The sequence below is a fragment of the Paenibacillus taichungensis genome, assembly GCF_003287275.1.
GTDB classification, from domain to species: domain Bacteria; phylum Bacillota; class Bacilli; order Paenibacillales; family Paenibacillaceae; genus Paenibacillus; species Paenibacillus taichungensis_A.
In genome coordinates, this window is record NZ_QEVW01000005.1 from 610,763 (window position 1) to 626,064 (window position 15,302).

Genomic DNA, 15,302 nt, shown 5'->3' on the forward strand with positions numbered 1-15,302 from the left:
ATGTTTTTTCGACAAAAAACATTCACTTTTACACGGTTTTCTAGGACTTAAGTAGAATTAACTCTGATGTTGTCGTATAACATAAGTTTCTTCGAGATTGGGATATATTACAATAAGAAAAAAGCCCTATCTTTTCTGAAAGAGAGAGCTTTTTGTGTATTTTCTGCAAATTATGAATTTTTTCGTAAATGTTGGGGCCCAAAACAAAAATAAGCTTAAGTGCTCGATATGAGCTCTTAAACATTCTTAAAATTTATACTATGCTTCAACTCGTTTGAGCACATCATAATATTACAAACAAGGGATTCATTGAAATGCTTTAAACGATTTCCCGTTAGAAATATTTACCGATATAATAAGCTTTCTTATAATTTTCGGGAGGATCTTCTCTCTTCTATGAAATTGCTAATTGACAAAATATCCATTTCGGATTACTTGTTTCAGCTTAATATCTAAAACACTTTTTTAACATTTAAACAGAGCAAGCTCATTTATATTACACAAGAATAATTTGTCACATCCGCAATACCATCTCATTCACTTTTTTTGCGCATTTATGCAAATCTTTCTCGAGCTTCTGATTAAACCGATAACCAGACTTGGAAAAACAAAATCCTATTATTGGAATTTATAGAAGTATCAAATATGAGTTGTAAACACATCTTTAGGGTCTAAATACATTATTTCTGCGGCACAAGTCCTAGATAATCTTTCGTCTTATACAACTCCATCTCTTTTATCGGTTACAATACGACATTATATTAGGCTAAAACAAAAATAAACGGCATACAGATGGATTAAATAAAGTCTACTACAGTCAGAACCAGGACCGTATATCCCATTTCCGTGTAGTCGTCTGATCTTTATTCATCCATTGTATACCGTCATCCATTCTTCAAACATGCTCTGACAGAGCTTTGCACCTATGTTACAAGATATATTGACTTAAATCACGATCAAGTGCTATATCATTCAATTTCTCACGTACATATTCCGGAGTGATTACCATACGCTCTAGTGTAAGCTCTGGCGCTTCAAAAGACAGATCTTCAAGAAGTTTCTCCAGAATGGTATGCAGGCGCCGTGCACCGATATTTTCTGTATTCTGATTCACGGACTCAGCCAACTTGGCAATCTCACGGATGGCATCATCCGAGAACTCAATCTCAATATTCTCCGTATGCAGCAAATCCACATATTGCTTGGTTAACGCATTTTTAGGTTCAGTGAGGATCGATACAAATTCATCAAGCGTCAGGCTGTTCAGTTCTACACGGATTGGGAAACGCCCCTGGAGCTCGGGAATGAGATCTGAGGGTTTAGCTACGTGAAATGCGCCAGCTGCCATAAACAGGATGTAATCCGTTTTGACAGGGCCGTACTTGGTCATTACCGTAGATCCTTCCACGATTGGGAGAATATCACGCTGTACCCCTTCACGGGATACGTCTGGGCCGCTACCGCGTCCTTGACTGGCCACTTTATCAATTTCGTCAATGAATATGATACCTGTTTGTTCCGCCCGGCGAATGGACTCCTGAGTAACATCATCCATATCAATCAACTTGCCCGCTTCTTCCTGAATTAGCACTTTGCGAGCTTCCTTAATTGCCAGTTTACGTTTTTTGGTACGACGAGGTAATAAACTGCCAAACATCTCCTGCATATTCATACCCATCTGATCATTTCCTTGACCAGCAAACATGTCCATCATGTTAGGTGTGGTATCTTCCACATCAATCTCGATAACGTCATTTTCCAGTTTACCAGATAACAAATCAAATTTGATTTTACGTCGCCGTTCAGCTACTCCCGTATCTGGTTCTTGCTCATCGGTTTCTGGCGCGTTGTTGCCATTATTACCAAAAATCATTTCAAACGGATTCCGCTGATTTTTGGATTTGGATTGTGAAGGGACCAAAATATGTACAATCCGCTCATTAGCAGCCTCTTCCGCTTTGTCCTTGACCTTTTCTGTACGTTCCAGTTTGACCATCCGCAGTGATGTTTCAATCAGATCACGAATCATAGATTCCACGTCACGGCCAACATAACCCACTTCCGTGAACTTCGTAGCCTCCACCTTTACAAATGGGGCTCCTACCAACTTAGCCAGTCGACGCGCAATCTCTGTTTTACCAACACCAGTAGGTCCAATCATCAGAATATTTTTAGGTACAATATCATCTTGGGTATGTTCGGGCAAAAGGCTACGGCGATAGCGATTGCGAAGGGCGACCGCTACCGATTTTTTAGCCTGTTTTTGACCTACAATGTACTTATCAAGCTCTGCAACGATTTGTCTTGGCGTTAACGCTTGAGTATCCATATAGCTTCCCTCCTACCAATATGCGAACCTTGTTTATCAGATAGATAAAAACATTATAGATCTTACTTACAAGGACAAAGAATCTCCACGAAGTAACTGGAGCCGATTTAATCATCATGCCCCATCACGGGAGATTGCTTTCCTTACAACTCTTCAACAATAATATTATTGTTGGTATATACACATAACTCTGAAGCAATCTGGAGTGATTCACGAGCAATGTCTTTTGCTTCCAGATCCACCGCATGACGTTTTAACGCACGCGCAGCAGATAAAGCGAAGTTGCCTCCCGAGCCAATGGCAATCACGTCATCATCTGGTTCAATTATTTCGCCACCACCGGAAATGAGTAACATCCCGGTTTTATCCATAACAATAAGGAGCGCCTCCAGCTTGCGCAAAATTCGATCCTGGCGCCAATCCTTGGCAAGCTCTACCGCTGCGCGCTGCAGATTACCATGGTGCTCCTCCAGTTTGCCTTCGAATTTCTCAAACAAGGTAATGGCATCCGCCACGGAACCGGCAAAACCAGCCACAACCTGCCCACGATATAAACGTCTTACCTTTTTGGCTGTATTTTTCATCACAACGCTTTGTCCCATGGTCACCTGACCATCACCGGCAATGGCTGCTTTACCATTATGACGAACTGCACAGATCGTTGTAGCATGAAATGACATATCCATGATATCAGCCTCCTCCCACGATTAATTTACACGCGTTCTGGAACGGTTAGACCTTCTGCTGCTGCAAAACGGGCAATGCCATCCAGTGCACGCTGCGCAAGTGCTTCATTTTTTTCCTTTTTATTGCGTATTTTAGTTTCCAGCTTCGGCAGCAACCCGAAGTTTGCGTTCATTGGCTGGAAGTGTTTGAAATCAGCTGTTGTAATATATTGTGCCATACTGCCCAATGTGGTCTCCACCGGCAAAACCACCAGTTCCTGTCCAAGCGCTGCTTTGGCTGCATTCATACCCGCGATTAAACCGGATGCCGCAGATTCTACATAACCTTCTACTCCCGTCATTTGACCTGCAAAGAACAGGTTTGGACGCTCTTTGAACTGATACGTTGGACGAAGCAGTTTGGGAGAATTAATAAATGTATTACGGTGCATTACGCCATAACGAACGAATTCCGCATTTTCAAGTCCAGGGATCAAAGAAAAGACCCGCTTTTGTTCGCCCCATTTCAGATGCGTCTGGAATCCGACCAGATTGTACAGCGTTCCTGCTGCATTGTCCTGTCTAAGCTGAACAACAGCATGAGGCAGTTCTCCAGTATGCGGATTAACGAGTCCTACAGGTTTCATCGGACCAAACAACGCCGTTTGTTTGCCGCGTTTCATCATGACTTCAATCGGCATACAGCCTTCGAAGTAAATTTCTTTCTCAAATTCTTTCAGTTGAGCAACTTCCGCTGTGATTAACGCTTCATAGAATACATCGAATTCCTCTTCTGTCATTGGGCAGTTCAAGTAAGCTGCTTCGCCTTTATCATAACGTGAAGCCAAATAAACTTTATTCATATCAATAGAATCTTTTTCGATAATTGGCGCAGCCGCATCATAGAAGTAGAAGTATTCTTCACCCATAAGGGCTTTGATTTGCTCGGACAATGCTGGTGAAGTCAAAGGCCCCGTTGCAACGACAATGATTCCGTCTTCCGGCAAAGAAGTCAGTTCTTCATTGACAACTTCGATGAGTGGATGCTGATGAAGTGTAGACGTGATTTCGCCTGAGAATCCGTCCCGGTCCACTGCAAGTGCCCCACCTGCCGGAACGGCATGGCGGTCTGCTGCACCCAAAACCAGAGAATTAAGCATTCTCATTTCTTCCTTCAATACACCTACTGCGTTGGTCAAGCCATTAGCACGAAGCGAGTTGCTGCACACCAGTTCTGCAAATTTATCAGTATGGTGAGCCGGTGTTTTCACAACCGGTCTCATCTCGTATAGTTTTACGCGCACACCGCGACTTGCGATCTGCCAAGCTGCTTCTGTTCCTGCGAGCCCGGCGCCAATAACAGTTACTTGTTGTTCATTATTCAAAATCATTTACCCCCATTATGCTAATCCGCTCATTCTTCTTCCGGTTCCTCTACCGGTTCTTGATGATCACACGAAGTACACTGTAATCGTGTGCCCTGTTTGTTCCGTTTCTCAATCATAAGTGATCCGCAACTTGGACATGGTTTCGCTGATGGTTTATCCCATGATACAAAATCACATTCAGGATACTTGTCGCAACCATAGAAAATACGTCCCTTTTTACTACGGCGTTCAACAACATGCCCTTCCTTACATTTCGGACAAGTCACGCCGATATCCTTGATGATCGGTTTGGTATTCCGGCAATCCGGAAATCCGGAACATGCAAGAAACTTGCCGAAACGACCCAGCTTATAAACGAGCGGTTTGCCGCACTTCTCACATATTTCATCCGATACTTCATCTTCAATCTCGATTTCTTTCATTTCTTCTTCTGCAAACTCAAGCCGTTTCTCAAAAGACTCGTAGAATTCTGCGAGTACTTTGACCCAATCTTCCGACCCTTCCTCCACATGGTCAAGATCACCTTCCATGTTCGCGGTGAACTCCACATTCAGGATTTCCGGGAAAAACTCCTCCATCTGTTCGATGACCAGTTCGCCCAGTTCTGTAGGCATGAATTTTTTCTCTTCAATGGCAACATATCCGCGCTTCTGAATGGTCTCCAGCGTTGGCGCATATGTACTCGGACGCCCTATGCCCAGTTCCTCAAGCGTTTTAACCAACCTTGCTTCTGTATAACGTGGCGGTGGTTGTGTAAAGTGCTGTTTCGGCTCGATTTCCCGGTTCTCCAGCACATCTCCATTTTTCAGCGGAGGCAGCAGACGATCTTCTTCCGTTGTACCGTCATCATTACCTTCTACATATACCTTCATGAATCCTTGGAAACGAACCTTCGAACCCGCTGCCCGGAAAATCGTATCTCCTGCAGCAATGTCCACGGAGAGTGTATCCAGAACGGCAGATGACATCTGGCTCGCTATAAAACGTTCCCAAACCAGTTTGTACAACCGGAATTGATCACGACTCATAAACGATTTAATGGAATCCGGATCACGCAAAATCGACGTTGGACGGATCGCTTCATGCGCGTCTTGAGCATTGGCTGCTTTTTTGGAATAGTTTCTAGGCGTCTCTGGAGCAAATGGCTCACCGTACTTACCAATAATATATTCCTTGGCTTCTTCCTGAGCCGATGCTGCAATTCGGGTAGAGTCTGTACGCATATACGTAATGAGACCGACTGTGCCTTCTTTTCCGAGGTCTACCCCTTCATATAGCTGTTGGGCGACAGACATCGTCTTGGAAGCTCTGAAATTCAATTTTCGTGCGGCTTCCTGCTGTAAGGAACTCGTTGTAAACGGAGCAGAAGGGTTACGGCTGCGTTCCTTCTCTTTAACTTCCTTGACTGTAAAAGAGGCACCCTCGATTTGTTTTAAAATAGCCTGTACTTCTGCCTCACTGCCAAGTTCGGTTTTGGTACCGTTTAACTGATGGAACTTGGCTTCAAACGGATTGCCGTCTGCTGTTAGTTTGGCAGTAATGCTCCAGTACTCTTCCGGTTCAAAATCATTTATTTCATTTTCACGATCCAAAATGATTTTGACAGCCACGGACTGAACGCGGCCAGCGGACAATCCTTTTTTGACTTTCTTCCATAATAACGGACTAATTTTATATCCTACAAGCCTATCCAAAATACGTCTGGCCTGCTGCGCGTTAACCAGATCCATATTGATCTTACGCGGCGTTTTGAACGCATCTTTGACAGCCTGTTTCGTAATTTCATTAAATACTACTCGGCAATCCGCAGTTTCATCCAGCTCAAGTGCATGGGCCAAATGCCAAGCAATAGCCTCACCTTCGCGATCCGGGTCAGCTGCGAGATACACTTTTTTCACTTTCTTTCGTGCATCCTTCAGTTCTTTCAAAATTGAACCTTTGCCGCGGATCGTTATATATTTCGGATTAAAATCGTTTTCTACCTCAACGCCGATCTGACTCTTTGGCAAATCGCGTACATGTCCCATCGAAGCTTTTACGATGAACTTGCTGCCTAAATATTTGCCGATCGTCTTCGCCTTTGAGGGCGACTCCACGATTACGAGTGCATCCGCCATAGGTTCATCCTCCTCTCAGTCATGAAACTGCTGCTTGTTTATATGTTTCATACTTCATCAGCAGCAGGACTAACTTCCGCTAATAATCTATTTTCACATGCTGCCTTGATCGCAGCATCGTCATACCCTCGCGTATTTTGTTCCAGGTAATTGGCTAATCTGCTTTTTTATGATTAAAGATAACAGAACTGAATGCAAATGTCCAAAATCCCAGTTGAGCTGTTCCACAAGTTGATCTAGTGATTGCTCCTCCAGCTCTAACAGATATATAACACGTTTTTCATCTGAAGATAGTTTTACAACAGGGAATAATCCTTCATTGGAAGTCTCACTGCTTTCAGCCGAACGTCCTCTATTGTAAGGAAGTTGATCCGCATTTGGCAAGTCCAATCGAAACTCTTCCAATAAATCAGTGGCGGAGGTCACTAACTTTGCCCCCTGACGAATCAGATTGTGCGAGCCTCGGCTTTTGGGAGAGGTAATTGGACCCGGGACAGCAAACACGTCTCTTCCCGCTTCGAGTGCGGCATCTGCTGTAATGAGTGATCCACTTCGGATATCAGCTTCAACGACTAGTGTACCGAGGGTCAACCCTGCAATGATCCGATTTCGTTCCGGGAACAATCCCTGACGCGCACGTGTACCTGGAGGATACTCTGACAAAAGCAGCCCTGTTTCGGCAATTCGTTCAGCAAGACCTGTATTTTCGGGAGGATAAATGTTGTCAATTCCTGTCCCGAATACCGCAATAGTTTTGCCGTTTGCACGCAGAGCCGCATCATGACATACACTATCTATTCCTCTCGCAAGCCCGCTAACAATGGTCAGCCCAGCCTTGCATAATTGCTCCGCCAACTTCTCGCCTATTTTACGTCCATATACAGTGGGCATGCGTGTTCCTACCATTGCAATGGATTGAGTGTGCAGCAGATTCAGATCTCCGCGACCGTACATTACCCAGGGTGGCTGAACGGTTTCCTTCATTAATGTAGGGTAATCTTGATCCAGATAGGTAACGACCTCAATTCCCGCTTTATAAACACTTTCTTGTCTCTGTTCGATCCAGTCGGCATTGAATTGCTTAGTTAAACGCGCAGCCTGATCTCTGCGTAAACCCGCGGCAACCCAATCTCCTTCTTTATAATCCAGAAGATCCGTCAATTGATGTTGTCCTGTCAGCAGTTTCGAGATTGTTTTCTTACCAATACCATCCGTTTCATGCAGTCCAAACAAAATCCATCTCTCTTCCATAATCAGAAACCTCCCTTAATGGGAAGAAAATCTTCCCTCATATTGTGTGATAAGTGACAACGGAATGCAAGCGTTTACTCATAAAGGCAGACAACAGCTCCCTTTGAAACCCCGAAAAAAAAACGCAAAAAAGCAACCCTTCGCCCTGTTCAGGACAAAAGGTTGCTTACCTTTTCCGCATTATCAATAGTCGGTTCAGCAGTAAAATAATTTTCCTGCACCGTTTCTTCTATTATAATGGAAAAGAATTAATGTGTCGTGCACAAATTCAGAATTCCGCGTTCTTCAAGTACACTCACAAGAGTCGAGCCCATTTCAGCCGGCGTTGGAGCAACTTTGATTCCGCAAGATTCCAGTTTCGCAATTTTTTCTTTGGCTGTACCTTTACCACCAGAGATAATGGCACCCGCATGACCCATACGTTTGCCTGGAGGCGCCGTAACCCCACCAATAAATCCAACTACCGGTTTGGTCATGTTATCGCGTACCCACTCTGCAGCATCTTCTTCAGCCGTACCACCGATTTCACCGATCATGATGACCGCATGTGTCTGCGGATCTTCATTAAACCGTTTCAGGATATCAATGAACTCGGAGCCTTTAACCGGATCGCCACCAATTCCCACAGCAGAAGATTGTCCAATTCCACGTGCAGACAATTGATGAACAGCTTCATACGTAAGTGTTCCACTACGGGAAACCACGCCAACGTGACCAGGCATATGAATATAACCCGGCATGATGCCGATTTTGCATTCACCAGGTGTAATAACGCCTGGACAGTTTGGTCCGATCAGAACGGTATCTTTGCCTTCCATGAAGCGGTCAACCTTGACCATATCAAGTACCGGGATACCTTCGGTAATACAGATCACGAGATCCAGCTCTGCGTCAACAGCTTCCATGATGGAATCCGCTGCAAATGCCGGAGGAACGTAGATGACGCTCGCTGTTGCGCCAGTAGCTTCCTTCGCTTCCTGTACTGTATTAAACACCGGCAGACTGACTACTGTGCCATCTTCCAGCGTAATATCAACATTGGTTCCGCCTTTACCCGGTGTAACGCCGCCTACCATCTGGGTTCCGTAGTCCAATGCGCCCTTCGTGTGGAACATTCCCGTTGAACCCGTAATGCCTTGCGTAATGACTTTTGTATTTTTATCAATCAAAATACTCACGTTGCTTCACATCCTTACGGTTATTTTTCAAGTGCCGGACAGCTCCGGAACTAAGGCAGCAATTTGCCCAGGAATGAACTTATTTTACGAGGGCAACAATTTTCTGTGCACCATCGGCCATGGAATCAGCAGGAACGATATTCAGGCCGGATTCACCCAAAATGCGTTTACCAAGTTCCACGTTAGTTCCTTCAAGACGAACAACCAGCGGTTTAGTCAGGCCAAGCTGCTTCGCGGCTTCAACAACACCATTGGCAATGACATCACAACGCATAATGCCGCCAAAAATGTTAACGAAGATACCCGCCACTTTGGCGTCAGACAAAATGATTTTGAAAGCTTCGGTCACTTTCTCTGTTGTCGCACCGCCCCCAACATCGAGGAAGTTGGCCGGGTCGCCGCCATAGTATTTGATGATATCCATCGTCGCCATCGCAAGTCCTGCACCATTAACCATACAGCCGATGTTGCCATCGAGTGCTATGTAGCTCAGGTCGTATTTGGAAGCTTCGATTTCTTTTTCGTCTTCTTCATCCAGATCACGCAGTTCCAAAATGTCTTTGTGACGGAACAAGGCGTTGGAATCAAAATTCAATTTTGCATCCAGCGCGATAACGTTTCCATCTCCGGTAACAACGAGTGGATTGATCTCGGCAATGGAGCAATCTTTTTCAACAAACGCTGTGTACAACGCAAGCATAAACTTAACCGCTTTGTTCACCAACTCATTCGGAATACGAATGCTGTACGCCAGTTTACGTGCCTGGAACACTTGCAATCCAATTGCAGGGTCAATGATTTCTTTGAAAATTTTCTCAGGTGTAGCTTCAGCTACTTCTTCGATCTCTGTACCGCCTTCTTCGGAAGCCATCATTACGACGCGGCCTGTGGCACGGTCCACAACAACACCCACATAATACTCTTTGCGGATATCGCATCCTTCTTCAATCAGAAGACGCTTCACTTCTTTACCTTCAGGTCCAGTCTGGTGTGTTACCAATACTTTTCCCAAAATTTCGGATGCGTAAGCACGAACTTCGTCGATACTTTTCGCTACTTTCACGCCGCCGGCTTTCCCCCGGCCACCTGCATGAATTTGCGCTTTGACTACAGTCACCGGACTGCCCAGTGCCTCTGCGGCCGCAACCGCTTCATCGACTGTATAAGCAACCTTTCCGTTTGGAACGGTGACTCCATACTGTTTCAGTACTTCTTTTCCTTGATATTCATGGATATTCATTCTCGAATCCTCCTATCAACATGACTGCAACAAGGCGGGTTGGTAGACTAACAAAAGACAAATGTTGACTATTTTCACTTAAACCCAATTCATTGTAACATGTTTTTAAAACGCTTTCCTTAAAAAAGTAATGGTTAATAGACAGTATTTTGATATGGGTATGATCCCATATTGTGAATGCTTGGATATTAATGGAAAAAAACCTTAGCTAATAAGCCAAGGTTTCTTAATAGTAATACGATGTTGCATTTTATTTTTTGGCTTCTTTGGTGTTGGTTTGATGTACTTTCTCCAGCAGTCCCTTGAACTGTCCCAGTAAAGATTCGAACTCAGTACTGTTCAGACATGCATCTTCCTGGATCGCTTCAGGTATAGACAAGGCTTTATGGCGAAGTTCCCGCCCAGCGTCTGTAAGTGTAATCAATACTTTCCGTTCGTCCTGAGCTGAACGTTCGCGATGAATAAGTCCTGCTGACTGCAAACGTTTAAGAAGAGGCGTCAATGTCCCTGAATCGAGGTAAAGTGCCTCTCCGATTTCCTTAACCGTACATTCTTCACGTTCCCACAATACCATCAAGACCAGGTATTGAGAGTAGGTTACCCCAAGCACCTCAAGATAGGGTTGGTACATCTTCGTAATTTCACGTGAACAAGCGTATATGGCAAAGCATAATTGGTTATCCAGCTTCAAACTTTCATTCTGCATAGATCTGTCCCACCTACCTATTGTGCATTCTATATTCCTTTTTCATAGAGGTTACCCCCTGATATAACCGCTAGAATTTGCGAATTATTAGGAGCCCTTCATCTATCTTATCATAAATTAGTAAAAAAACAGAATAATTGAGCACAAATGATTTTACTTTTCTATTTAATAGCGATAAATTAAATTGCATAAAACATAATTTGAAGCATAGATAAATGAAATCTATGACAACGTAACAAAAAACTCTTGATATGTTGAAACAGCTTCGCCGCGCGTTTACATACTCTTCCATGACAACTCGACATTGATCGGAACTGAATATCCTTTAATTCTGAGAGAAACTTTATGTGGAAACTGTAAACAATTCAGGAGGCAGGGAGATACACAACAGCTATGACGATGATGGGTTGACGCCCTGATTTCTTTTATATAAAATGCTTGTTAGAAGCTGAGGAAGCACCTTAATTCGTAGACTGGCCTGTATTATGCGCGCCAAAGACGAAGTGAGGTGTTTCTTTTATTATGTACGGAAAACTGCATAGTGCCTGTTTATATGGAATTGACGGGGTTTTAATTGAAGTGGAAACAGACTTGTCGAACGGGCTACCCCAGACGTCTATTATCGGATTGCCGGATTCGGCTATTCGTGAAGCGGTTGAACGTGTTCGTGCAGCTATAAAAAACTGTGGTTACCAGTATCCGTTGCAACGGATTACGATTAATCTGGCCCCCGCTGATCTGCGCAAGGAAGGCTCTTCTTTCGATCTTGCCATCGCTATTGGTTTACTTACAACAAGTGGTCAGCTGGTACTTCCAGTAGAGGAAAGGACATTGGTAGTGGGTGAGCTGGCATTGGACGGTTCAGTGAGATCTGTACCTGGCATTTTGTCCATGGTAGATTTGGCCAAACGGCAAGGCTTTACCTCCATTCTTCTGCCCGCCGATAATCTGGAAGAGGCTTCATTAATTCGGGGTATTCAGGTATATGGTATTCGTCATTTGCAAGATATCGCACCTGAACAAGCAACGAATTCAAAGAACAAGAAAGGAATAATGCAGAATACGGGGCCTGTTGTTTTAAAAGATTACGCCCATCTCTCTGCTCTGAATCCCAATTTCGGTGATATGGAGCGCCATGAGGGCCCAATGCGATCTCCATCGTTGGACGATGATTATAGTGATGTTCTGGGGCAGCATCATGTGAAGCGGGCACTCATGATTGCCGCAGCAGGCATGCACAATATTTTGCTGGTCGGACCTCCGGGCACAGGGAAAACCATGTTAATTAAACGGCTGCCTACGATTCTCCCACCATTGTCCGAAGACGAAGCGCTGGAAGTAACCAAAGTGCTAAGTGCCGCAGGCAAGCTTAAAGATACTTCAAATGGTCTCATCGCAGACAGACCCTTTCGCTCTCCACACCATACGATATCCACATCAGGTCTCATTGGAGGCGGCGGCATCCCCAAACCGGGTGAAGTAAGTCTTGCCCACCGGGGTATATTGTTTCTGGATGAGCTGCCTGAGTTTCAGCGGCAAGTCCTAGAAGTGTTAAGACAACCATTGGAGGATCGTAAAGTCACCATTAGTCGAGCGAGAGCCGCGTTCACATTTCCAGCACAATTTATGCTCGCCTGTTCTATGAATCCCTGTCCTTGCGGATATCTCTCTGCCCAATCGGAGGATCAACGCTGTATATGCAGTCCTGCCCGTGTTGCTGCCTACCGTGCCAAAATCTCGGGACCGCTGCTAGATCGCATCGACCTTCAGGTCGAAGTTCCTCCCCCGAGCGAGTGGCGCAAGGCTGGCGCTTCTCCTTCGTCTGCGGAAATGCAGGCCAAAGTCATTCATGCTCATCATATTCAGGCCGCACGATATGCTAATAGTTCAGTTCGCTGGAATAGCCAGTTATCAGGAACCCTTCTTCGTCGAACAATCCGCCTGCCTGAAGAAGCAGACCTACTGCTCCAGCAGACACTGCAAGCACTGAACCTGAGCATGCGTGCACATGATCGAATTATCAAGATGGCCCAGACGATCTCAGACTTGGATCATGATGGCGTCATTTTGACAGCCCACGTGGCTGAGGCGATTCAGTATCGTCAACTGGATTTGAATTTATTTTGAGCGAGGATCATCAAGGCAGTAAAGGCTATAAGGGATATAAGGTGAAATACGTGCCTTCGCCATTCAGCTTCATGAAAGGTTCAAGCGAGATATCTGTAGATTTCAAATTCATGGCTAAATAGTTTTACAAATCAAACACCCCTGCATATATATCCTCTTTATAAGAGAGGAGACATACGTGCAGGGGCTTTGCATAGAGCATTACGTACGAATGAATAGCGAACAAGATATCAATTATTCAAATATAGTCAGCTTGTCTTTGGCTGGTGTACGTTCTTTGGCAGAAGGAATAACCTCTGGATACCCCATGTAAACCATGCCTATAATTTTTTCCCCAGCCTGAATGCCAAGGGACTTACGGAATTTGGGTCCATACAGGAAAGGCTTGGTTACCCAGAACGTACCAATGTCTTCACTCCATGCCGCGAGTAGGAAGTTCTGTACCAATGCGCTTACTGCTGCAAAATCTTCATCCCAGATATTCTGGCGCGGATCTTCTTCCATAACGACAAGCATGACGGCAGGGATCTGCTTGATATTGGCAGAGAACTTGTTATCCTCTCCCATCTCTGCATCAATAGCGTCTGCCAGCTTGTTCAGTCCATTTCCGCTAAACAATAAAAACCGCCACGGCTCACGCAATTTGTGATTGGGTGCCCATACGGCTGTGTCCAACAAATCAATAATCTGCTGTGTGGGAACAGCTTCTTTTTTAAACTTTTTGACTGTACGGCGATTTTGAATGGCTTCTCTTACGGCGTTACCCGTTTGGGTAGATTTACTCATGACCATGCCTCCCAGATTATAAAAAATTATCCGTGACCGCAGTTCAAGCCTGCGATATGAATCGACTCATTTATGAAAAACAAACGGTGCATTAAAACTGGATTACCCTCTTGATTATACACTGATCTGTTCATTGGATTCAAAGGAATGCGGATAACATTATTTCGTTCTGGTTATTTCCAATGCAAAATGGCGACTTCGACTCTTCACCTCGGAGGGATTCTTAGAGTCAACGTCGCCTTTCTTCATTATAAATAGCTATTTGATTAATACGGGTATGATCCTGCTCCTTCAAACTTCCCATTCACAAAATCCATTTTGTTTATTTTCTCCTGATTGCCTGCCACGTCCGTACTGAAATATTCCACAATTTTGACATCAGGAGCATAGATTTTTACTGGCACCGTAAACGTGATCCACTCACCGCCATTAATTCTATACTGGGTGATCTTCAAACCTGATCCGTTAACTTCGTCCGTTGCCTTTAACTTAAAATTAAAACCATTAATATATTGTTTTCCGTTGGATACCTCTGTCAAAGGAACTAAAGCATATTTGGTTACAGGCGGGGTTTTGTCTACATTACGCTTGAGAATAAAATCAAAAGTATTGTTAGGTCCTTTGACCAAAGTTACCCTAATCGTTTGCTTGATATAACCATCCGCTTCAACAGAGATTGTGCTTGATCCCGGAGACAGTCGATTTATGGAATACTTCCCTTGTTTGTCTGTTATCATCTTAAGATTATAAATAGATACCGTGGCCCCTACCACTGGCCTCCCCTGTTCATCTTGTACCAAGCCACTCACCTTGGCGGCCTCTTGAAGTGTTATGTTCAACTTCTCTGTAACACCGGTGTATAGAAAAAGATATTTTGTGTAAGGAACATATCCATCTGCATCAACCGAAACCACAATATCAGGGGCGGAATAAGGATTAATACCTGTAATTGCGTAGTTGCCATCCTTGTCCGTCTTTACAGACTGGCTGACTGTTGTTGCTTTAATGACAGCACCTACAACTGGTTTTCCTGATTGATCAGTAACTTTGCCTACGACGGTGGCTGGCTCATAGAGGGAAAAATTAAATTGCCTTGTTTCTCCCGGAGACAAATAATTGCTAATATAATTGTTGTGGGTGTCCAAGTACCCCTTGGCAACCAGACTAATCCTGATGGTTATTCCTTCACTTGACGTGATTTCAAAATTGTACTCTCCCTTGGAATTGGTTTTAACTGTTTTGTTTCCTATTTCTCTGTTTTCTAATGTGTACATCTTGATAGTTACATCTACATCTTTCACCGGAAAACCATCCATATCAGTAATTTTCCCATAAATTTTTGAAGTTTGAACAATATTATCAACTTGCCCCTCCGCAGAAGCATTTTTGGATGCAGCATATGTCGTTCCAGAATGCAGCAGTCCACACACCCCGAAAAATAGTAAAAACACACTTAAACGAACCATCCATTTCCATTGACTACTCATGACAATCGTTCACCTCATCCAAATATAG

At 44.2% G+C, this 15,302-nt stretch carries 11 protein-coding genes; 1 reads left to right on the top strand and 10 read right to left on the bottom strand.

From position 1 onward, the window contains the following. Window positions 1-928: 928 nt before the first annotated feature. The 8 genes from hslU to DC345_RS08035 all read right to left on the bottom strand — a co-directional run bounded on the left by hslU (window position 929) and on the right by DC345_RS08035 (window position 10,874). Complete coding sequence (gene hslU, locus DC345_RS08000) at window positions 929-2,329, bottom strand: ATP-dependent protease ATPase subunit HslU (RefSeq protein WP_113052638.1); 1,401 nt, start codon at window positions 2,327-2,329, stop codon at window positions 929-931. A gap of 143 nt (window positions 2,330-2,472) precedes the next feature. After that, on the bottom strand, window positions 2,473-3,015 hold the full coding sequence (gene hslV / locus DC345_RS08005; protein WP_024630205.1) for an ATP-dependent protease subunit HslV: 543 nt from the start codon (window positions 3,013-3,015) through the stop codon (window positions 2,473-2,475). A gap of 26 nt (window positions 3,016-3,041) precedes the next feature. Beyond that, on the bottom strand, window positions 3,042-4,379 hold the full coding sequence (trmFO, locus tag DC345_RS08010) for an FADH(2)-oxidizing methylenetetrahydrofolate--tRNA-(uracil(54)-C(5))-methyltransferase TrmFO (protein ID WP_113052639.1): 1,338 nt from the start codon (window positions 4,377-4,379) through the stop codon (window positions 3,042-3,044). Window positions 4,380-4,408: 29 nt separating this feature from the next. Beyond that, window positions 4,409-6,499 carry a type I DNA topoisomerase gene (topA, locus tag DC345_RS08015; protein WP_090895940.1) on the bottom strand — a complete coding sequence of 697 codons (2,091 nt, stop codon included), beginning with the start codon at window positions 6,497-6,499 and terminating at the stop codon, window positions 4,409-4,411. A 120-nt stretch (window positions 6,500-6,619) separates the two neighbouring features. Next, window positions 6,620-7,750 carry a DNA-processing protein DprA gene (gene dprA / locus DC345_RS08020; RefSeq protein WP_113052640.1) on the bottom strand — a complete coding sequence of 377 codons (1,131 nt, stop codon included), beginning with the start codon at window positions 7,748-7,750 and terminating at the stop codon, window positions 6,620-6,622. A gap of 248 nt (window positions 7,751-7,998) precedes the next feature. Continuing rightward, entirely contained in the window at window positions 7,999-8,928 is a 930-nt protein-coding gene (gene sucD, locus DC345_RS08025) for a succinate--CoA ligase subunit alpha (protein WP_113052641.1), read from the bottom strand. Window positions 8,929-9,007: 79 nt separating this feature from the next. After that, window positions 9,008-10,168, bottom strand: a complete 1,161-nt coding sequence (gene sucC, locus DC345_RS08030; RefSeq protein ID WP_024630201.1) for an ADP-forming succinate--CoA ligase subunit beta — start codon at window positions 10,166-10,168, stop codon at window positions 9,008-9,010. A gap of 250 nt (window positions 10,169-10,418) precedes the next feature. Further along, the gene (locus DC345_RS08035; protein ID WP_076289496.1) at window positions 10,419-10,874 is read right to left on the bottom strand and encodes a MarR family winged helix-turn-helix transcriptional regulator; all 456 of its coding nucleotides are present in this window, start codon (window positions 10,872-10,874) and stop codon (window positions 10,419-10,421) included. Between the two features lie 522 nt (window positions 10,875-11,396). Here DC345_RS08035 and DC345_RS08040 point away from each other — a divergent pair. Further along, window positions 11,397-13,001 (top strand): YifB family Mg chelatase-like AAA ATPase, encoded by a 1,605-nt coding sequence (locus DC345_RS08040; protein WP_113052642.1) that lies wholly within the window; start codon window positions 11,397-11,399, stop codon window positions 12,999-13,001. 234 nt (window positions 13,002-13,235) lie between these two features. Here the strand turns inward: DC345_RS08040 and DC345_RS08045 are convergent, their stop codons facing one another. Beyond that, window positions 13,236-13,787, bottom strand: coding sequence for a nitroreductase family protein (locus DC345_RS08045; RefSeq protein WP_113052643.1), 552 nt, complete (start codon window positions 13,785-13,787; stop codon window positions 13,236-13,238). Between the two features lie 266 nt (window positions 13,788-14,053). Further along, the gene (locus tag DC345_RS08050) at window positions 14,054-15,274 is read right to left on the bottom strand and encodes a carboxypeptidase-like regulatory domain-containing protein (protein ID WP_113052644.1); all 1,221 of its coding nucleotides are present in this window, start codon (window positions 15,272-15,274) and stop codon (window positions 14,054-14,056) included. Window positions 15,275-15,302: the final 28 nt, after the last annotated feature.

Bases quoted from the DNA above. Each gene is read 5' to 3' on its own strand.
- hslU (WP_113052638.1), bottom strand. From the start codon at position 2,329: ATGGATACTCAAGCGTTAACGCCAAGACAAATCGTTGCAGAGCTTGAT.
- hslV (WP_024630205.1), bottom strand. From the start codon at position 3,015: ATGGATATGTCATTTCATGCTACAACGATCTGTGCAGTTCGTCATAAT.
- topA (WP_090895940.1), bottom strand. From the start codon at position 6,499: ATGGCGGATGCACTCGTAATCGTGGAGTCGCCCTCAAAGGCGAAGACG.
- dprA (WP_113052640.1), bottom strand. From the start codon at position 7,750: ATGGAAGAGAGATGGATTTTGTTTGGACTGCATGAAACGGATGGTATT.
- sucC (WP_024630201.1), bottom strand. From the start codon at position 10,168: ATGAATATCCATGAATATCAAGGAAAAGAAGTACTGAAACAGTATGGA.
- DC345_RS08035 (WP_076289496.1), bottom strand. From the start codon at position 10,874: ATGCAGAATGAAAGTTTGAAGCTGGATAACCAATTATGCTTTGCCATA.
- DC345_RS08040 (WP_113052642.1), top strand. From the start codon at position 11,397: ATGTACGGAAAACTGCATAGTGCCTGTTTATATGGAATTGACGGGGTT.
- DC345_RS08045 (WP_113052643.1), bottom strand. From the start codon at position 13,787: ATGAGTAAATCTACCCAAACGGGTAACGCCGTAAGAGAAGCCATTCAA.
- DC345_RS08050 (WP_113052644.1), bottom strand. From the start codon at position 15,274: ATGAGTAGTCAATGGAAATGGATGGTTCGTTTAAGTGTGTTTTTACTA.